The organism is Wolbachia endosymbiont (group A) of Lasioglossum morio, assembly GCF_947250585.1.
GTDB classification, from domain to species: Bacteria; Pseudomonadota; Alphaproteobacteria; order Rickettsiales; family Anaplasmataceae; genus Wolbachia; species Wolbachia pipientis.
The window spans coordinates 1,112,435-1,133,805 of record NZ_OX366327.1 but is presented as its reverse complement, the minus strand read 5'-3'; the positions used below and the strand labels follow the sequence as shown (position 1 = coordinate 1,133,805).

The 21,371-nt window shown below is 35.4% G+C and carries 13 protein-coding genes and 1 pseudogene; 10 read left to right on the top strand and 4 right to left on the bottom strand.

Translation table 11 applies throughout. From position 1 onward, the window contains the following. Positions 1-222 precede the first annotated feature (222 nt). Positions 223-1,758 carry a lysine--tRNA ligase gene (locus OOK89_RS05520; protein WP_264718921.1) on the bottom strand — a complete coding sequence of 512 codons (1,536 nt, stop codon included), beginning with the start codon at positions 1,756-1,758 and terminating at the stop codon, positions 223-225. Positions 1,759-1,866: 108 nt separating this feature from the next. Between OOK89_RS05520 and OOK89_RS05515 the strand changes: the two genes are divergently transcribed. From OOK89_RS05515 to rsmD, 8 genes are all read left to right on the top strand, one after another. Then, on the top strand, positions 1,867-2,163 hold the full coding sequence (locus OOK89_RS05515; RefSeq protein ID WP_007548615.1) for a type IV secretion system protein VirB3: 297 nt from the start codon (positions 1,867-1,869) through the stop codon (positions 2,161-2,163). Positions 2,164-2,172: 9 nt separating this feature from the next. Next, positions 2,173-4,578: a VirB4 family type IV secretion/conjugal transfer ATPase gene (locus OOK89_RS05510; RefSeq protein WP_010962886.1), complete on the top strand. Its 2,406-nt coding sequence runs from the start codon at positions 2,173-2,175 to the stop codon at positions 4,576-4,578. Continuing rightward, positions 4,571-7,135: a TrbL/VirB6 family protein gene (locus tag OOK89_RS05505; RefSeq protein WP_264718920.1), complete on the top strand. Its 2,565-nt coding sequence runs from the start codon at positions 4,571-4,573 to the stop codon at positions 7,133-7,135. Before OOK89_RS05510 ends, OOK89_RS05505 begins: the two co-directional genes overlap by 8 nt. Before the next feature lie 9 nt (positions 7,136-7,144). Next, positions 7,145-9,532 (top strand): TrbL/VirB6 family protein, encoded by a 2,388-nt coding sequence (locus OOK89_RS05500; RefSeq protein WP_012673285.1) that lies wholly within the window; start codon positions 7,145-7,147, stop codon positions 9,530-9,532. Next, the gene (locus tag OOK89_RS05495) at positions 9,529-12,474 is read left to right on the top strand and encodes a TrbL/VirB6 family protein (protein WP_264718919.1); all 2,946 of its coding nucleotides are present in this window, start codon (positions 9,529-9,531) and stop codon (positions 12,472-12,474) included. Before OOK89_RS05500 ends, OOK89_RS05495 begins: the two co-directional genes overlap by 4 nt. A gap of 89 nt (positions 12,475-12,563) precedes the next feature. Further along, positions 12,564-16,301: a TrbL/VirB6 family protein gene (locus tag OOK89_RS05490; RefSeq protein WP_264718918.1), complete on the top strand. Its 3,738-nt coding sequence runs from the start codon at positions 12,564-12,566 to the stop codon at positions 16,299-16,301. Continuing rightward, on the top strand, positions 16,291-16,923 hold the full coding sequence (locus OOK89_RS05485; RefSeq protein WP_007549230.1) for a WD_0853 family protein: 633 nt from the start codon (positions 16,291-16,293) through the stop codon (positions 16,921-16,923). The genes OOK89_RS05490 and OOK89_RS05485 overlap by 11 nt, the downstream gene beginning before the upstream one ends. A 122-nt stretch (positions 16,924-17,045) precedes the next feature. Then, positions 17,046-17,594 carry a 16S rRNA (guanine(966)-N(2))-methyltransferase RsmD gene (gene rsmD, locus OOK89_RS05480; RefSeq protein WP_006280837.1) on the top strand — a complete coding sequence of 183 codons (549 nt, stop codon included), beginning with the start codon at positions 17,046-17,048 and terminating at the stop codon, positions 17,592-17,594. Here the strand turns inward: rsmD and OOK89_RS05475 are convergent. The 3 genes and pseudogenes from OOK89_RS05475 to OOK89_RS05465 all read right to left on the bottom strand — a co-directional run. Beyond that, positions 17,552-17,866 (bottom strand): annotated as a pseudogene (locus OOK89_RS05475) (hypothetical protein); the annotation flags it as partial. The gene rsmD and the pseudogene OOK89_RS05475 overlap by 43 nt on opposite strands. Before the next feature lie 22 nt (positions 17,867-17,888). Continuing rightward, positions 17,889-18,479, bottom strand: a complete 591-nt coding sequence (locus OOK89_RS05470; RefSeq protein WP_065106633.1) for a COQ9 family protein — start codon at positions 18,477-18,479, stop codon at positions 17,889-17,891. A gap of 6 nt (positions 18,480-18,485) precedes the next feature. Next, complete coding sequence (locus OOK89_RS05465; protein ID WP_007549232.1) at positions 18,486-20,039, bottom strand: Mur ligase family protein; 1,554 nt, start codon at positions 20,037-20,039, stop codon at positions 18,486-18,488. 752 nt (positions 20,040-20,791) lie between these two features. On the opposite strand from OOK89_RS05465, the gene OOK89_RS05460 reads away from it, so the two are divergent. After that, entirely contained in the window at positions 20,792-20,914 is a 123-nt protein-coding gene (locus tag OOK89_RS05460; RefSeq protein ID WP_007549233.1) for a hypothetical protein, read from the top strand. Between the two features lie 96 nt (positions 20,915-21,010). Beyond that, complete coding sequence (locus tag OOK89_RS05455) at positions 21,011-21,370, top strand: ferredoxin family 2Fe-2S iron-sulfur cluster binding protein (protein ID WP_155969176.1); 360 nt, start codon at positions 21,011-21,013, stop codon at positions 21,368-21,370. The last annotated feature ends 1 nt before the right edge of the window (position 21,371 follow it).

The following is a 21,371-nucleotide window of genomic DNA, read 5'->3' as shown; positions in this document are numbered from 1 at the left end:
GATAAAAATCTAGATGTAGATGAAGTTTTGTAAAGACATACAGTATCTATATACTGCAAAAAATTGAACATAAGACGCCGATACATTAAGTAATCCTTACCTTTTAATCTGCAGATTGGCGAAAGCAAATACAATAGCTTCAGTTTCATGATAAGGGGGCTAGCGGAGTTTGTCAAGGAATTCTTATTAAAACTAAAGAGCTCAAATGAAAGGAGGTAAACTCTAAAGTATACATTTAGTAGCGCTTTCTATGAGAGAAATCGTATTACCTATTCCGTAAAGCTTTATGAAAGATCCCATTCTTGGACCGGTTTTTTGGCCAAGTAACGTTTCATATAATAGCTGAAACCAGTCACGTAAGTTGGTGTAATCATATTTTTTTCCAATAGAAAATACCTGAGATTGAATTTCTTCAGCAGTAGCAGTTGTAGATAGAGAATGTAAAGTGTCCTTCAAATCTAGTAACGCTGCTTTTTCTTTTTCATTTGGAGTTTTATATGATTTTGTTGGCTTGATAAAATCGTGATAATACTTTACTGCAAAGTCTGAAAGTCTATCAAGCATTTTATTATTTTCTGGTGTAACGTTTGGTGCATAAGAGGATATAAAACCCCATAGGATCTCTTTGTTTTCAGCATTACAAGCTGCTGCTAGGTTTAAAAGTAGTGAGAAATTTATGCCTGAAGTTTCTATACTGGGAACATTGCCCTGGTGAATGTGCCAAGCAGGATTATTTATATCCTTTTCTTTGTTCTCATGATAACGCTTTACAAATTCTAAATATTCATCAGTTGATTTTGGTATCACATCAAAATATAAACGTTTAGCTTTTTTAGGACTCTGAAAAATGTACAATGCTAAGCTCTCTGTTGGTGCGTAAGTTAGCCACTCTTCAATTGAAATGCCATTTCCTTTTGATTTTGATATTTTCTTTCCTTCTTTATCAAGGAAAAGCTCGTAGCAAAACAGAAGTGGTGGCTTTTCTCCAAGTATTTCACATATTTGACTTGAAAGCACAGCAGATGGAGTTAAATCTTTTCCGTGAGCTTCGTAATTTACTCCAAATGCGGCCCACCTCATTCCCCAATCAGGTTTCCATTGCAGTTTACATTTTCCTTTTGTCACTGGAACTTCTATTTTTTCCCCGTTTGGGTCTTCATATGTGATTGTTCCTTTCTCTGTATTTGTTTCAATTACTGGAACTTGTAAAACTTGAGAAGTTTTTGGGCATATTGGCAAGAATGGACTATAAGTCTGCTGTCTTTCTTCCCGAAATGATGGAAGCATTACGTCCATCACTTTATCATAATTTTTCAGTAAGAGTAAAAGTTTTTCATCGTAAACGCCAGATTTATAACACTCTGTTGCACTCCTGAACTCGTATTCAAATTCAAACATATCAAGAAATTTACACAACAATGAATTCATATGATGACCATAACTCTGATGAGTGCCAAATGGATCAGGTATCATAGTCAATGGTTTATTTAAGTGCTCTCTTAGCATCTCTTGATTTGGCACATTATCTGGTATTTTTCGCAAACCATCCATATCATCTGAAATTGCAATGATTTTGGTTTTTATACCAGGAGCTATTTTTTTTAATGCATTTACAACAACTGTAGTGCGGAAAACCTCTCCAAAGGTTCCTATGTGGGGTAAACCAGAGGGTCCATAACCAGTTTCAAATATTATTTCTTTTTTATTAGGAAACTCTTGCAATATTTTTTCTGCTTCTTGAAATGGCCAACTTGTCATTATCGGGATTAAATAATGTATCTTAACTTAAAGTGCTACTAGTTTCAATGGATTTTTAATATAATGATATAGTATTAGTGTTAGAGCTATTATTAGAAGGTTAAAGATATGTCCACAGGTAGTATACAAACAGATCAATTATTTAAAGGTCTTACAAGACCTGCAATGCTCTTTGGTGTGAGTTATATGTTTGCAATATTAAACGTCCTGATTTGCATGCTAATTTTCATTAATTCAAATGATTTAAGAGTGATTCTCTTAATGTTACCAGGTATACATGGACTTGGTTATATAGCTTCTGCAAAAGAACCGTTGTTTATTGAATTATTTATGGTAAAATTGGGAAAGTGCTCGAAATGTTTAAATCGTTTTTACCATGGAGCCAATTCTTATGATATTGCTTAACGTTGTGTGATGCTGAGGTTTAGGGCTATTCAATCAAAGAATAAATCTACTCTGAACAGGGAAGTTCACGCTGCTGAATTTATTCCTTATTCTTGCTATTGGAATAGCACAACCTTGATGACAAAAGAAAATTGGTTGGTTAAGGTTATAAAATTAAGTGGTTTTGCATTTGAAACTGCCGATGACGAGGATTTAGTCATACAGAACAACATCAGGAATCAGATGCTAAGAAGCATTTCATCTCCGGCATTTAGTTTGTATTTTCATACTATCAGACGTAAGAAAAATATTTTTTCTGATGAATTTGCAAGTCAAGGTTTGCCGAATTTTTTCGCTAATCACGTAAATCTAAAATGGAGAGAAAAACACGCAACAAGGCAATCATTTATTAATGACCTATACATTACGATTATCCGTAGAGCGGACACAAAAGGAGTAGAATTTTTGTCACATCTACTAAAAAAATTCGGACATGTAACTTCAAAACATGCTTGGGAAAGTGATATACGTGCCACGTATGAAGATTTAGAGGAAACGACAAATCGTGTAGTGACAAGCCTTAGAAATTATTCGCCTAAAATTCTTGGAGTAAAAGAAACTCCAGATGGTTTGTTCTGCGAAATAATGGAGTTTCTATCTAGAATCGTAAATTGTGGCTTCGTTACAAATACGCTTTTTCCGCTAAGAACTGAAATATCAAGATACTTACCAGTACATAGGTTATTCTTTGGCCGTAAGATGATACAGGTTGTGACTCATAATGAGAGTAAATATGCTGGAATAATTAGTATCAAAGAATATGGAAATCATACTTCTGCAGGAATGCTTGATTCGTTTTTACAACTTCCTTACGAGTTTATAATTACGCAATCTTTTCAATTTATAAACAGGCAAATGGCGATTGGAAAAATGCAGATACAGCAAAATCGAATGATACAGTCTGCAGATAAAGCTATTTCTCAAATAGCAGAAATTTCTCAAGCGCTTGATGACGCAATGAGTGGTAAGATTGCGTTTGGTCAACATCACCTGACTATTTTATGTATAGAAAAAAGTCCTAAATCATTGGATAACGCTCTGTCGTTGGTAGAATCAGAGCTTTCTAATTGCGGTGTTTACCCTATACGTGAGAGAGTTAACCTTGAACCAGCATTTTGGGCGCAAATTCCTGGTAATTTCGATTATATAGTGAGAAAAGCTACAATAAGTAGTCTTAATTTGGCTGGATTTGCATCTCAACATAATTATCCTACTGGTAATAAATTCAATAACCACTGGGGAGATGCCGTTACAGTTTTTGACACGACATCTGGTACTCCATTTTTTTTCAACTTTCATATAAGGGATGTTGGACACACTATGATAATTGGCCCAACTGGTGCTGGTAAAACTGTTTTAATGAATTTCCTGTGTGCCCAAGCGATGAAGTTTTCTCCAAGGATATTCTTTTTTGATAAAGATCGCGGTGCAGAGATTTTCTTAAGAGCACTTAGTGGTATCTATACTGTAATAGAACCAAGAACTAAAACAAATTTTAATCCTTTACAACTTGATGATACCTCTGATAATAGAACATTTTTAATGGAGTGGATAAAGTCTTTAATTTCGGTATATAATGATAAATTTACTTCAGAAGATATTGCACGAATTAATGATGCAATTGAAGGAAATTTTAAATTAAGAAAAGAAGACAGATTCTTGAGAAACCTCGTACCGTTTTTAGGGCTTGCAGGTCCTGATACTCTAGCTGGGGCAATATCTATGTGGCATGATAATGGTTCTCATGCTGCAATATTTGACAATAAAGAAGATTTGCTAGATTTTTCACGAGCAAGAGTATTTGGTTTTGAGATGGCTAGCTTGCTCAAAGATCCTGTTGCTCTTGGACCGGTCTTGATTTATTTATTTCATAGGATTAGTATATCTCTTGATGGCACTCCATCTATTATCGTTCTTGATGAGGCATGGGCGTTAATAGATAATCCAGTTTTTGCACCCAAGATAAAAGACTGGTTGAAGGTACTGAGAAAACTAAATGCTTTTGTGATTTTTGCTACTCAGAGTGTTGAGGATGCAAGTAAAAGTACTATTAGCGATACGCTTGTACAACAAACAGCGACACAGATTTTTTTACCAAATCTGAAAGCTACTAGTGTCTATCGGGATGTTTTTATGTTAACTGAACGTGAATATATATTAATTAAGCACACAGATCCGAGTACTAGATTCTTTTTGGTGAAACAAGGAGTCAATGCTGTAGTAGCTAGAATAGACTTAAAAGGCCTGGATGATATAATCAACGTATTATCCGGACGTGCAGAAAGTGTTCTATTGTTACACGATATATTAAATGAAGTTGGGGACAACCCAAAAGTATGGTTGCCTATATTTTATCAGAAGGTAAAAAATGTTTAAGACTAAGCTGTCATTGCTATTAATTGCGATATTTTTACTAAATATAGACTTTTTACTCTCATATCCAGTGCTTGCAGATGGAGTAAGTGGTACTGACAAGACAGAATTTGTTAGCAGATTTAATTCCACTGGCAGTTTTAGTCGTGCCTCTAATCCTGATTGTGGAGCGTTTAAAACAGCTGCAGCACTTGCTGGAATAGCGATTGCTGTTGGCGCAATATTTACTGGCATTGTTTTGATCGTTTCTTCTGCTGGTTTGTTTACCGCTCTTGTTATTGTTGGAATGATAGCTGCAATTGTTGGAGTCTGGAAAGCGATAGGAGGGCTTGTTGTTTGTGAACATAGTTTTGTTAAACACCCAGTTGCACGTGATCATGATGGAAAATACAAAAATTTTAAATTAGAAGACACAGGTTATAGTGGCTGCACCAATGAAAATTACCAAACAGAAGAGGAATATTTTTCTTGTTTGCAAAATAAAGCTCGGGAAGACGTGAACAAAAAAGATTATGACGGGAAAAGAGCAGAAAAAGAAGCCTTAAATTCTAACGTTCAGGAGAGTACAGAGAGTTATTACTGGCCAAAAAATGGTGTGCAATACAGTGAATATATAGAAGTATGTCATCGAAACCCTTTAACTTTTGGTAATCTTTTTAATAAGGTAGACTTTAATTCCAGAGGAAAACCTGGATACATAGACTTTGATGTCAGGGAGAAAGACACTGGATACGTAGATGGGTCATGGTCCTCGAAGGTTGATGGTGGTCTGGAATGTAGAGTTCTCAAAGCAGGACAGAGCGAACCCATACATGGAGCTACATTCAAAGCAGTGAGAAAAATGGGCAGATTGTGTGTGGAGTTAGCAAGTGTGAAAATGCTTGGTATCGAAATGACTCCTTGGCCGCAAGGGGTTGATATGGGGTGCACGGAATTGCCACCTGACCCACTTGCTCCTATGTGTGAAAAATCTGTGATGATATTCAAAAATAAAGATGGTACAGGAGAGGAAAAAGTTCCTATTGGTAATAATGATGACTATAAAACTATTATCAGATCTAAAGAAAAAAGACTCAACGGACAAGGGGGGAAAATTTTTGTAGGTTATGATAATGCTGGCTGTTTTAGCTCGTATGTTTCTGAAGCTTGTTATAACCAGGCAGGGAGTAAATCATTAGCTCCTATTCCCGTAACTTCTATGATAGTGCAATGCATTAAGGAATCGTTAGATAATTTAGTTGCAGGTAAAGGTGCACCAAATGGTGAGAGTTTTATATCTGTAGCACAGAAAAGGCTGAAAAACACTGTAACTGCTGTTTTAGTTTTAGCTTTAATACTGTTCTCTATAAAAGCCATGTCTGGTGGAGTTCAGAGGCCTCAAGAAATGTATATGTTGATCATAAAATTCGCTTTAGTGATTTACTTCACAACAGGCAGTACCATGTCTCATTATTATGGAGAATTAACTCGTCTCTCAAATGGTTTGTCAGAGATAGTGCTAAAAGCATCATCTGAAAGTAAAGGCATATGTAATTATAAAGCAGGTACAGATTATGAATATACTCGTGCAGGAAAGAGGGTATCTTACAGTTATCTTGCACCTTGGGATAGGCTTGATTGTAGAATTTTATTTTATTTAGGTGCCCCTTTAGATGGAATTGGTGGCAAAATTGGTACTGGAGGTGTTGCAACGTTAGCAGTCTTGCTTGGTGCTGCTCCTGTCTTATTAGTTGCAGGTTCGGTAATCGGTATTATTTTTGCTGGTGGACAAATTTTAGTAGCTCTTGTCTGTATATTTATGGCCGTTCTGATGATGATGGTTATTTTGTGGCTGTGCTATGTATTTATTTTATCTCTAGTTGCTTTAAGTGTAATCATCATTTTATCACCTTTGTTCATTCCTATGGTTTTATTCCAACACACCAAAGGATATTTTGAAGGCTGGGTGAAAGAGTTGATTACCTATAGCTTATACCCGGTTATCCTTTTTGCGTTTTTGTCCTTTATGTTCATAGCATGTGATAAAATCTATTTTAAAAATTTAAATTTTGAACTGGACGAGTCATATAAAAATGAACAACCGGACAAGTCATATGAAAAGAAACAAGCAGAAATCTCATATAGTAAGAAAAAACAGTGGTTTAAATTGAAAGATGGGGAATGTGATAAAAATGAAACTACTCTTGCATGTATGATGCAAAATTATAGCTTTAAAAAGAGCAGCATACTTGGTCTATTCGACTTTACATACATGGAGTTTGGCAGCTCTCTCATCGGAGAATTATTAAAATTGTGTTTAGTATTATTCCTCTTTTACCACTTTTTAAACATTCTTCCTGGCATGGCTGCTGAACTTGCTGGTAACCATAGAGCAGCACTTGGCTCAGGTCAGACACCTGGACAAATAGTGGGCAAAGCTTTATCTGCTGCCAAAGCTGCTGCTGGGGGTGTTGCTGGAGTTGCTGGTGCTGCTGCTAAGAAGTTGAGTGGTGGAGACAAGAGTAAATCTCGAGGTTCTGGTTCTAGTAGCTCCGAGAGTGTTAACAAAAGCACTGAATGAGTTGGATTTATGCTAAAATTTTTGCTGATAATACCGTTTTTTTTTCTGTCAGGCTGCGGGGAACATCACTGTATTAAGCCAGAAAATTTATCAGGTTTGCGTGAAAAACTAGATATAGTGTCAACAGAGCAGAAATGGGTTGATTCTGGTGTTAATATCTCAGATAGAATAAGAGTAACAGAGATTGATATAGTGCCTAGTAAGGTTAATTTTTGTCCTAAGCAGTATGCAGATTTTGCAATTGGGCCTGGGAGAAATGACGTTGCATTACCATTTGCACTTAAAAAAGGCGATACGATAAGCTTTAGTGTGATTGGAAGTAAAGTGTGTAAAGATAAAGAGAGTGAGACAAAAATCAGGTATTTGAAAATCGACGAAAAGTGTAGCGAGCAAGAAACGGAACATTTTGCACATGTTTTAAATCAAGAGAAATGCCAAGGTGGCAAGGATGGGATATGTCCTAATAAATATATAATAGGCGATGCGCAATGGTTGAGTGGAAGAGAGTACTGGTTTTCGAAGTTAGATCAAGATGAAAGAAAAAAGGAAATTGAAAATATTATTAACTCTATAAAACAAGGAGAGAATATAGATTGCAGCAAGCTTTCAGAGAGCAGTGCAAGTAAGATAGATACGCACATTTTAAATTCACTCTGTAGACGTATATGTAAATTTTCTTCTGGTCGTAGAGGCGAGGATTGCGTGTATATTGAATATAATAATATAGAAATTGAGCTATTCAATGCTTTAAATTCTAGTGGTGAATCTGTTGTTGCTGAAATTATTAGTAACGTATTAAAGGGAAAACAGGTAAAAACTGACATTACATTTCTAAAAGTTGGTATGGATAATGAAACTCTTGAACACATTCCAGGTGGTGGTTTATGTACTAGTTGTGATCATAAGATGGAGAATGACCATCAAATACCAAGTTTAACTTTTAGTCTATGTAGCAGAAATGACAAGAGCTGCTACAATACAAATGACAAAGGCGGGTTCAACATAAGAGTAACGAAGAACCATAGTCTGGAAAATAGCTTGTATATAAGTGTTTCCGATAAATTCCCTGAGCATAAGCCTGGTGAAAATCAAGCGGATATATCTGTAGATATCAGCAAAGTTCATGACATGGAAAACTTGAAAGGAAAATTAAAAGACAAAACAGGCACCATATATTACGGAATAAGAGACCATGGCTGCGATTACAAAAATGAAGGTCAGTTTAGCATTAACCTAACAACTCAAGAGCCACCTACAAAAACTTTTAGTGCAATATATAATTTCTTTGATGAAAAAGTGAAAACTGCATTTTTCGGCTCTAATTATAAAGACCCTAACGCAATTCACTCTGATACTAGTCCTGTAAAGTCTCTTTACGAAAGTTTTATAAAATCAAGCAGAACAAATACCATTAGATCTACTATAATATCACTATTAGTACTATATATAATCTTATATACTCTTTATTACTTTTTTGGATTAACTCATATTTCTATATATGAGTTTTTAATTATATGCGTAAAGATAGGAATCATCGCTCAGCTATTGCAGGATAATAGCTGGGACTTTTTTTATAACAACGCATTCTCTATATTTATTAACACTCCAAAACAACTAATAGAAATAGCAAATTTTAGAGGCACTACTTCAAATGTTTTTGAGTTTCTTGATTTGCCGCTCAATAGGTTCTTGTCATCGCATTCAGTATTGTTAATAGTATCTCTTATATTTTCTGGCCCTTTGGGCATTGTATCTTTTTGCTTGGTGATTTGGGGTTTAATCACAGTGAGCTTATCTATTTTTAATGCCTTATTTTCTTTTATTACATCTATAGCAATAGTTGCGTTATTACTTTCTTTAGCACCTATTTTTATTATTTGTCTTTTATTTGCGTATACTAGGCAGATGTTTCAAAACTGGGTTAAAAATTTAGCAAGATTTGCAATTCATCCAGTGGTCCTTTTAATTTTTATATCACTGATAAGTCAGGTTATGGATTATATTGTGTATTCAGTATTTGATTTTGAGGTCTGCTCTACATGTATACTTAATATTAACCTAAAGATTTTTAACCCTTGTATTTTTTATGGTTATGCTTCCAAATATACACCTAATATTACCGCTATGATGGCTTTTGTTATTTTGGGACACGCTATGAAAGCTTTAGTTGAAGCTTCTTCGGCAATATCTGACTCGTTGTTTGGTGCTTATGTAGCAAGCGAACCTGGAAGACAGTATCAACAAAGCTTAATGGGAACAGTAGGGTTAGATGAACAAAGCGTTCAAAGAAGAGAAAGAGGAGATGCCTCTCAACAGTCAGGTACGTCAAGACCTCAAATACCACAAGGGACTCAAAGGTCAACGCCTCAGATACCACAACCAGGAAGACAGCAATGATAAGTAAAAGATCACTATTATTGATACTGTGTCTTGCAATCACTGGTTGTAATATGGATTGTGTCGAGCCTGGGTTGCAGAGCAAAAACACCAGCGTTAATGTGGATGTTCCAGTTCGTAAAGCCGATAAAATTCATTGGGTTGATTCTGGTCAGGTAATTAGTCAGGGTGAGAAAATCAAATTCACCCTCGATGGATCAGTAAATTTTTGCCCTTTTAAAGAAGACAAAAATCCAAGGAAAGTACTTGTGCCAGCTAGCTTTTGTGCTGATGGCTCAGAACCAAATTATAGTAAGGCTGCGGATATTAATAGTGTACCTAACAATTATGGTGTTAATGAAAGTAAAAACGAACTATGTGGTGGCAAAGGATTTGGCAGCAATAGACGTTATGTGGACACTGGAATTAAAGTAAATCCTGGTGACAAGTTAAGCTTCAGCTTAGTTCCCAGAAAAATAACAATTGATTACGACAATCCAGAAGGGAAAGGCATCAATTTTGATGACAATTGTTATAAAGCTGTAGAAAATGATCGTAAGGAAACTGTATATAAGAAAGCTACAGTGAGTGAAGTACATCAGGGGGGAGAGTTTTTTTGTGATGGTAAAGATGGTACAAAAAATAAAATACAATTTTTACCTCTTGATAAAACAAAAGCAAAGGAAAGCAAAGTGCTAGTTGGCAATGGGTATACCCCATATGATAATAAGGTGCATTTTAATAAAGGTTATATTCAAGACAACGAACCATGGGTATATGGTTCACTACTTGATTTACGCCGCGCTAAAATAGGATTGAACGAGTTATGTGATGGAAAAAACTGTAGTCTTGATGAGAGAAAAAAGTACTCCTCCTATGAGCTTAACTGTTACCATCAAAATATATGCTATACTGAGAAGGGTATATGGAACTATGGTTTAGGTCAAGCAGGAGAACGGAACTGTGTCTCCTCTATAAGGTATAAGAAGTACGATAAAGGAAATAAATGTGATATGTATTCTTATCTAGAAAAAATGGAAGGGAATGTTAAAGCAGGTAGTTTTACTGAAGATGATAAATCTTGGGCTGAGGCTCTTGTTGCAAAAATTGGTGATCCTGATGATAAAAATACCGCTAAAGGTATTCAATGTCTTCCAAAGAAAGAGGGTGCAAAAGGGGATAATATGTGTTCGCAAATTGGCGATAACAATAAATTCGAGGATTTTTCTCTGGAATTGAACAATGATTATCCAGTAAATGACGAGGTAACGCCCGGTAGTAGTGTGATGCTCGCTATCGCAGATTATGGTCATTATTACTATAATAGAGGAGGGTACCATGTTAAAGTGACTAGATCATGTGAATATATTAATGGCGAAAAATTATATGTATATTTAGGTGATGAGCCACCTAAAGATTTGCATGGTGTGGGAACTAATGATTTTAAAGTGGTAGGAGTGAGAGAAAGAGTAAACGGAAAAGATGAGTACACCATATTAGATGTAATAAGCGGAGAACACTTTCAGAACGAAGAATCTAAGAAGATATATTTCGGCATCAATGTAAGCAACGTAGAGAGAGATGACATTACAGATAAAAATGGCAAATATTATGAAAACAATAAGTATAGTGTAACTTTATTTGTCAAAAGAAAAATTAATGATTTTATTTCATCGAATATAAACAAGATATTTGATTTTATGAAAAAAGAAGTAATTGGTGACAGCGTTAAAGATTCATACAAAGGATATATAAAAGGTCTTCTTCAGGGAGTAAGAGCTTTGCTTACTCTATACGTTATATTTACTGTCATTGGCTATATGCTTGGAACAATACAGCTAAGTAAATTTGATTTCATTGTAAGGATGTTCAAGATAGCATTTATAGCTTTTGCCTTTAGCGATAGAAGCTGGGAACTCTTTGGTACAACTTTATCCAGACTTTTTGTAGATGGTAGCATTTATTTAGTTGATAGTTTTTCTGGCTATGTAGGAGAAGGGGAGAGAAAATTTGCATTCTTAGACTTGACAGCAGGAGTATTATTCACAGCAGAAACTTGGTTAAAGTTTTTATCATTGATGCTCTCTGGTCCTTTTGGCTTTATTGCATTTTGGGTAATATTCTGCGCTACTTATGCGTTTTTAAAATGCATTATTAGCGCTACGTTTAAATATGTAATATCTACTGTTCTAGTGGCGTTTTTACTGTCATTAACACCTTTATTTATCGTATTTATTCTATTTCAAAAGACTAAACCCTTGTTTGATAATTGGATAAAAACGTTGGCTCATGTTTCATTAGAACCAGTCATTTTATTTTCATTTTTATCTCTTTTAAATCAGTTGATGTATTCAGTTTTATATAACCTCACAAATTTTTCTGCATGCTATCAATGTTTAATTAGCGTAAATTTCTTATCGTATGATCTGTGCTTGATGAAATCAATACTGCCTCTTGGATACAGTCCTGGCACTAGCGTTGATGTTGCACTCAGTACCGGAGAAAGGGCTGGTGGACACTTTGCAGCATTACCTATAGACCTAATCCAGGCGTTTATATACCTCATTATTGCCGGTGCAATGGAAGCTTTTGTTTCTATATCGGAAACTATGGTACAAACACTATTTAGCTCTGGTTATGGAGTTACTGGCGGTGTTGGTACAGTTGCTAAGAGCGCATCGCAAGCTATGCTGTCAACCGTTGGCCTTGATGATAAGACCCAAAGTATGATACAGAGTATCAAGCAGAAAATGAGTAAAGATCGGGGAAAAATTGAGGCTAAATTACCTAACACACCAAAGCAACCAGACAAAAAAGAAGATTCTAAAGGAAGTTCTGATAAAACAACGAGTGATAGACCTAAAACATTAAAACAATCAGATCAGCAAAAAAATTCTGATGAAACAATAAGAAGTGATCCTAGTGCTAAAGCTAAAAACAAGGAAGAAAATGGAGAGGAGTAAGATATGAATGATGTTATGGAGTAACTAATTAAAAAGATATTTTAAGTAAAGTTTTAGAAATTTATTCTGTATTTGGAAAAAGTTTAGATATGCAATCACGTTTAGGCAAATGTTGGTTTAGGGTATTACTTCTTGCAGCTTATGTGCTGATCACAGGTTGTAGTAAGAACGATATGCCTTTTCCAAGGTGCATATCTGCTGACTATTTTGGTCCTGAACCTATTGCAGTAAGCGCTCATTTTTCAAGCGATCATGATGCTTTTATTCCAGAAGGTGAAGATGAAAGCGTTATTGATCCTGACACTGGTGAAATTAATTCTGGTTTTCACCATAACCAAGTGGTGAAGTGGAAAGATACTGGATTAGAAACCAATGGAGATAGCTTAATAGTGCGAGTAAATGGTGCATGGACATCTTGGAGTAATAATAACAAGAAGGAATCTAAAAAAGGCAGTTATACCTTACAAAGCTTGGAGCAGTTAAAATATGCAACTAAATTTGAAGGTAAACAAAGTGATAATAGTTTACCTAATTTTCACTTAGTTTGTAATGATTATAAACCTAGCATACAAAAATTTTCAAGTAAGTCTGATACAAGTTGCACTGTAAATTGCAAGTGCATTAATGAAGATGATAGCGCAAATACAGTATCACGTGGTGCTCCATGTTGGTTTACCAATGGTCATGGTGCTTATCTTTTGTTTCAAACGGGGAAAGATGATCCTAACGAAAATCTAAAGTTAATGCGCGATCCTCAATATCCTACTGTACATCTAGGTTACAACTCCGTGGCAGAAAATGGGAGCGGTCTTTTTACTTTAGACAGAGATAGCACTAAATTAAAAGACAGAAATTGTAATGAGTTGAAGTTAAAAAAGGGATGGAAAATATATGTAAAAATATTAGATAGATATTACTTAGATAATGTAGGTGGCTACTCTTTTGAGTTCTTAAGTGGAGTGCAGCAGCCAAGTAGTTTTGGGTTTTTTGATTACATTTATAACTATCTAAAATGTGTATTATTGATTAACGAAAATTGCAAAGAACATTTTAATAGCAATGATCCTGCAGTTGCACAAGCTATGTTCGAAAATATAGCTGAAAAAAGTACGAGCTTTCACAATTTTGTTCTTTCCTTGCTTGTTCTATTTGTAATGATTTCATCGCTTCTTTATCTTTTTGGCATGATACAAGAAACTAAGCATGATATGCTCATCAGAATGATGAAAATCACTCTAGTAATAGTGCTTATATCTCCTGGAAGTTTTAGATTTTTCTATGATCATTTTCTTGTTTTATTCGTTAAAGGTCTTGAACAATTGATAAGTGTAATTACTAACTTTGCTCCCAACATGAACACCGGAAGTATTGCTCAAGGAGATGAAGCTAAGTTGTTTAGCTTCATGGAGGACATGTTCAATAAATTTTTTGCTTATTCTGTTTGGAAAAAGTTTGCAGCGTTTTTACATTACCAAATGTGGGCAAGCCTTCTTATGATACCGGCAATTTTCATAGGGATTGTGCTATACTTCTTGTTGTGCTTGTATGCTTACATAATATTTCTCTCTGGCTTTATGGGTATAGCTTTTCTTATAGCTATCATGCCACTGTTCCTGATCTCTATTTTATTTTCACCGCTGAAAAGTCTATTTGAAGGTTGGATAAAATTCTGTATAAGCTTTTGTTTACAGTCGATTATGATATTTACCCTGCTGTCATTGCTGGCTGCTATTATAATGAACACCTTTTATAGACAACTAGGTTTTACTGTATGCTACAATAAATGGTTCGAGGTAAAGTTATGTGCTCCAAAATGGGTGTTTGGCGGTTTTTGTATCGTTGATAAGCAGTACTTTGGTTGGACCCCAGGGCAAATTTTTGTACCTTACACTCTTGGAGAAGCTTCTTCTCTTAACATAGATAAAAGTATAGAAGGTATAGAAAAGATAAGCAGAGAAGGTGGTACAATAAAATTTACTGGAGGCGCTGGATATATCCCGCTTCCACCGGATTACCCTAAAGATAAAAATGGTGAACATATAAAAGGGTTTCGTTATATAGATTATCCTTTCTTTAATCCAATGCCTGGAACTAAAGATAATCCAGCAGACCACTATATTGCAGAAAGTGATATGGTAGTTAGTAATGGCTGTAGTGAAAAAGATCTAGTGCGCTTAACAAATAGTTTATCTCATGCATCAGAGAGGGCTGACATTATATTACTGATCAACAATATAGAGAAAAGGATAGGTGATGTTAGTGAAATAATAAAACGCTACTGTCAAGATATAAATAAATGCAATAGTTATAGGGAAATAATTAATGAAATAAGATCTTTAGTGCGGAGTGCGGTAGAAAAACAAGGTTGTAGAATACTGAAACTTCATGATTTATATAAGGATCCCAACAGTGAATACTGTCAGAAATGTAAAGATTGTGAGGATTGCAAAAATTATCAAGAAAATAGCGATTACCAAAGGGTGCAAGACATACAGAGAGGTTATTTAATCAATGCAGGGGAAATCTTTGTGTTATTCTTGCTTTCATTTTTAATGTTCTCCTTACGCGAGTTCGTACAACAAATGGGCTCAAGTATAGCTGGTGGTGGATTCAGCGTTTACAATATATCTAGAATGTATGAAGCATCGCCTTTGGTTGGCATAATGGAAGGATTAAAACAGCATTATTGGCAAGACGCAATTGGTGGAAAACTAGAATCTTTAGGTAATTGGGCTACTCATTTACCGGATAGATTAGCCGGAGGTACAGCTAATCTACTGGGTAGGATACCAAGAGTTGGAGGAGTGCTGAAATACGCTATTGATGTGCCACGTAAGTTTGTAGGTGCTACTATTGAAGCAACGAAGTTTGCAACATCGCCTGAAAATGATGTTGATAAGCTCGAGGAAAAAATTTACAGGGCATTTGGAGTTGATAAGGAAGATATTACACACAGAAGGATCGGTAAATATTTAGATTATTATAAAGGATACGTAGGATCACATTTGGGCTATACAATAGAAGATGCTATGAAATTTACTTGGGAGCATGGTCTTGGCTCTATAGGAAAGCATGGCTATGATCATAACCTACTCTATAGAGCAAAAGAATATAGGCGAGATTTCTTAGAGAAGCTTCATGATTACACTATCGGCCGTAAGAGAGAACCAGAAAAAGACAATCCTGATCAATCAAATAAAGTAGAACGAGAGTTAGGCACGGAACTAGTAAGAGATAACCATGATCAGCCACTAGAAGAAGGCGACCCTCTTCGACTACGAGGGGGAGGTCAGCCAGATAAGGTAGTACGAGAACTAAGCACAGAACAAGAAGACAAGCCTAATCAACTACAGCATGATCAGCCAACAGAAGAAGATAAGCCTGATCAATCAAATGAAGTGACACGAAATTTAGGCACGGAACCAAAAGGTTCAGATGAAATTGATGATTTTGGATCTGCTTTTGAAGGTATGGAAAAACGTGCTGAAAGAGAAGGCAGAAGAAATCAAGATAAAGTTTACAACCTCTCACCACTTTTTGAAATGAACACTCCAGAAGCTGTAGAAAAACGTGCTGAAAGAGCTAGAAGAAAAGAAGAAAGAGATCGAAAAGACGAAGTTTATAATCTTAAGCCTTTATTTAAAGAACCAAAAAATCCAGAAGAGTACGTTAAGGCACTTTTTGAAATGAATACCCAGGAAGCTATAAAAAAACGTGCTGAAAGAGAGGAAAAAAGAAATCGAGAAGACAGTAAAAGGAAATTACCGGAACCAATGAGGAAACCAGATGCAAAAGGAGATGAGAAGAGGATTGAAGATGAAGACTAATAAAAATTTCAAAGGCCTTGATTATTATAAATTGCAGCAAGACAAAGATGGCAACATAAAGTTAAATGACTACGACGACATTTTAAATGCGCGTAGGGCAAGGGTAGACTTGTTGCGGGATAACACATCACTTGACAAGGATGTCAATTTTGCTAAATTGAATAAAGCTTTGAGTGAGAAATTTGTAGATAATCATGGTTTATTGTCTGAATTTGATAAGGAAGACAAAGAGATTGTACAAGAAAGGATTAAGGTGTTTAGTATTTTAGAAAGTCTTGAAGACCTTAAAAGCGTGAAAAGTGAAGATCTGTTAGAGGTTAGCTTACTGCTGTCAGATCTTAGCTTCATAGAGAGAAATGTTGTACTAAATACCGATCAGAATTCTGATCTAGCAGGATTTAAAAACCTATTTATTGAAAAAAAAGCATCTGGTGAAGAGTATAGTGAAGAAGAATGTAGAGGCTTTCTTGATAATATAGATAAAATCAATACTATAATTAAGTTAGAGTTAGAAAGCAGAATTGAAGGGCTAAATCATGATGAAAAAAATGATCATGATGATTTACAAGATGAGATTGGTCAAGCAATTAATGCAGCAGGCAAATCAGAAAAAGATAACTGATGAGTTTTGTGTTTGTGTTTTTCTTACAAGCGACTCGATAGCTTCTCTCTATTAAACTGCTAAAGCCATATTGACATTAATCATATAGTATAAATAATTAATTATTTTGGAGCTTATTTAATATGCTACGCATCATTGCAGGCAAATATCGCGGAAGAAAAATAACTACAGGTAAGCATTTAGCTGCACGGCCAACTATGAGTATTGTCCGAGAAGCAATATTTAATATGCTTTCCTCAAGAAAACCTATTTATAACTTGAATGTACTTGATTTATTCTGTGGTAGTGGTTCTTTTTCATTTGAAGCGCTTTCTCGCGGCGCTAAACATGCATTTATGGTAGATTCAGATTATTACAATTTGCAATTGCCTAAAAAAACAGCAAAAGATTTTGGAATTACGGACAATGTTACGCTAATTTGCTGCAGTGCTAACTGCTTACCACAACCTATTTCAAAATGTGACATAGTTTTTATAGACCCACCTTACAATAGCAATCTAGTTGAATCAACGTTGAATGGACTAGCTCACTCAGGCTGGTTAAGTGATGATGCATTGATAATTCTAGAGATTAGGAAAAACGAAGATTTTGAGTGCAATAAAAACTTCAGTATAATCTTGGAACGCACCTACGGTATAGCGAGAATAATTTTTCTTTCTCTATTAACTTGAACTTGCATATACTTTTCATTGATGAGTTCCAGTTCTATTTTCGTCAAGTTTCCGGAGAAATTACTTATTCTGTACTGCCCTAGATCAAAATTTTTATTAAATTCAGAGTCTATTAAATATTCATGTGCTTCTTCAATAAATTTATTTTCTTTTTCTTCGTAACTGGTGTATTTTGTTGTACCATTATTATCCTCACGATAAACTAAATGTTCTTTATGATCAGCATGAATATTTTTATTTTCACAAACCTTTTCAGGATCGTGCTCAAGTACTTTTCTACCAACAATCAATAGCTTATAAGAAATTTCCTATGATTCCTTTTAAGCGAGTTTTGAATTTTTGAAATGTCATGACATTGTTGATACGGTTATCAAGAAACGATAAAGTATCCGCAAAATCTTCTGAATAATCATTGATAAAAAAAAGTATCGTACTTAAGTACACTCCAGCTAATATTGCTCTTTTTGTATAGTAGTTAAAATCTGTTGATTGGTCATGAATGCCATACCAAATCGCACTAATAGTTCTGTATAAAAGTTTACTAGAAAAATATGTATTTTTTGGTGATACGGAGAATGATAAAACATTTTTTAAAAGTTCTCTATAATTCGGTAGCTTAGCATAGTTTGAAAGGTGTATTTGAATGGCTAACTTTACTCGCTCTCGCACTTTCATATCTTCTAAATTAGAATTCCTTAGTTCAGCTTCCATTGAGCTATTTAAGTCCTCTGCTATGTGCTCCAAAGCGCTATATATTCCATTCTGAAATTTGCAAAAGCTATTAGCTAGATTAAGGTCAGTGCACACCTTTAATAGGGTTTCATCGCTTATCCCTTCAAATGGAATAACCCTAATTAGCTTATCTATTATTAACTTTTGTTCCACGCAACATCATACTAAACAGCATGTGTGATTGTACCTGAGATTTTCAAACATTCTACAAAATGCTTCACCACGTTCCTCGAAATTTTTCCATTGATCAAAAGAAGCACACGCGGGAGAAAGTAATATTGTTACTTCTTCTGCGCTATTTAAGGCCTCTTCAAAAGCCAATCTGAATGCATCTTCTAGATTGCAACATTTAACATAATCTACTTTATTCTCCATAACATTTGCAAAAGCTTCGGTTGATTCTCCAATAAGAAAAGCTTTTCTAACCCTTGTAAAATGCTTGCTTAATGATTCTATTCCACCTTTTTTGCTTCTTCCACCAGCGATCCAATTTATGTTTTCATAAGATAAGATCGCCTTTTCGCTCGATTTTGCATTAGTTGCTTTGCTATCGTTCACGAAAAACACATTTCTTATTTTGCCAAGCAGTTCATTCCTATGCCTCAGTCCTGAAAAGGACTTGATTCCATTGATAATAGTGTTGCTATCTACTCCAAGTACCTTACATACGGCATATGTGGCTGCTATGTTTTCTGCGTTGGATATTAGGTTTATTTTCACGTCGCTTACTGATAAGCTATGATTCTCTAGTTTTAACGAGATCTTCTGGATCCCAGTGCCCCTTTTGTCATCCAAGTAGCTGACACTGGGATCCAGATAATTTCGATCTATACCAGTAATCTGTTCACTATAATCAAGCAAATTGTTACCTGCCAATGATATTAGATCTCTTGCACCACCCTCTGTCATCTGAGTAGTTGGCAATGGTTTTTCTTTTCTGGATTCCAGCGTCACGCGCTGGAATGACATCGGGGAATATGTTACTGAGATTGGAATTTTGTCTCCAGTGAATTTGTTGAATATATCAGCAGTAATCTCATTGTCACATCCTATTACGGCAACCTCACTACCGTTTATCAGTTTTAATTTAGTTGCTATGTAGTTCTCCATACTTCCATGCCTATCTATGTGATCTGGTGTAATATTGAGCAGTGCTGAAATGTCCACGTTAATTTCATTCATCAACTCCAATTGAAAAGAGGAGAGTTCGATTACATAAATTTCTGCATCTCTTTCTAGATCCAAAACAGGAACGCCTAAATTTCCACCAATAGCTACTTTTTTCCCTGCAGATTTTAATATGTGCCCTATTAGTGATGTAGTGGTTGATTTACCATTTGTTCCTGTGACGCCTATTACCTTCTGGTTCGTAGTTTTAGCTTCAAGAAATAGCTCAATGTCTGATTTTATTTTGCAATCAAATCTCCTTGCAAGTTTTACTATCCAATGTGGCTCTGTTGGCACTCCAGGGCTTAAAACCAATGCACTGATCTCATGCCAATTGTATTCCTTGGGATGAATAAAATTACATTTTTTATACATCATTTTTGCATTTGCTATTTGCTCTTCATGATCATCCCATGCATATATTCTTGCACCACTCTTTGTTAGAGCGTTAATGGCGGATAAACCAGTTTTACCAAGACCAAAAACCGCGACGTTTTGATTTTTATATTTGTTTAGTTGCACTGCTAGATAACTTATGCGAACCATTTTATAAAGATATCGTACAAACTACAACAGACTTCTTGCATAGGTCACAACTGTCATTCAATAGAAACGAAAAAACTTACTTGACACCCTCCGCCAGTCCCCTTATCATGAAACTGAAGCTATTTATTTATCTTCTCTGTACAGATTAAATGACAAAAAAACTCACGTATCTGGCGTCTCATGTTTAATTTTTTGCACTATGTGCACCTTATGTCTTTATAAAATTTCTAGGTTTTTACCTAATATAAGCTAAAATGCGCTTATAAAGCATTTAAAACATAAAAAAACGCCAACTTAAAAAATGGATAGTGAATAATTAGCTACCCTAGGGTTTCTTTTGCCTTTTTTTCTGTTTAGTAAATTTCTTAATGTTTATAATTTAGATTAGTTGCGGCTTAAAAGCAACTGAATCGCGGTTATTAAACGTTTAGAATAAAAAAACGCCATACTTGAAAGTATAATGTAAGTAATTAGCCAACCACGGGGCTTCTTTTGCCTTTTTTTCATTTGGTAAATTTCTTAATATTTATGGCTAAACGACAATCGTCATCCCGCTGCTTGTTAGCGGGATCTCTTGTTAGCGGCTGAGATACCGCGAATGAATCGCGGTATGACGGTTCGCGACGGCGTGACGATAAGCTCGTTATCCCGCTGCTTGTTAGCGGCTAAGAGATACCGCGGCAGTATGACGGTTAAGTGGGGTGTCATCCCAGTGTCAGCTACTCGGATGACAGGAGAAGGAGGCTACTTGCATGACACCATTCTTTTTTCTGGATCCAAGTAATCAGGGCACTGGGATGACAAGAAGAGGGCACTGCCGTCATAAAGGAACCAGTGTCAGCTACTCGGATGACAACAAAGAGCTACTTGGATAACAAGAAATATAGGCACTGGAATTGCAAAGAGTTTGCAAATATTAGTTATTACCTGTAGGATATAGAGAAATTAGTAAGGATTTTAATAGGAATAATATGCCATCTGTTACTTTTATTTTACCTGATGGGAGTAAGAAAAGTTATGAAGCTGCAGAGGGAGAAACTCTGCTCAATTTAGCCCATAGAAGTGATCCAGATCTGCTTGAAGGTGCATGTGAAGGCTCTCTTGCTTGTTCTACATGCCACGTGATTGTTGATCCAAAATCTTATGATGCTGTAGAAACGCATAATCCCATATCTGATGAGGAAAATGATATGTTAGACCTAGCTTTCGGCTTAACAGAGACATCAAGACTTGGGTGCCAAATAAAAATCACAAAAGATATCGACGGCTTGTGTGTAACCATACCAAGGGGTACAAGAAATATATCATTGGATAAACAGGGGAGTGATTAGC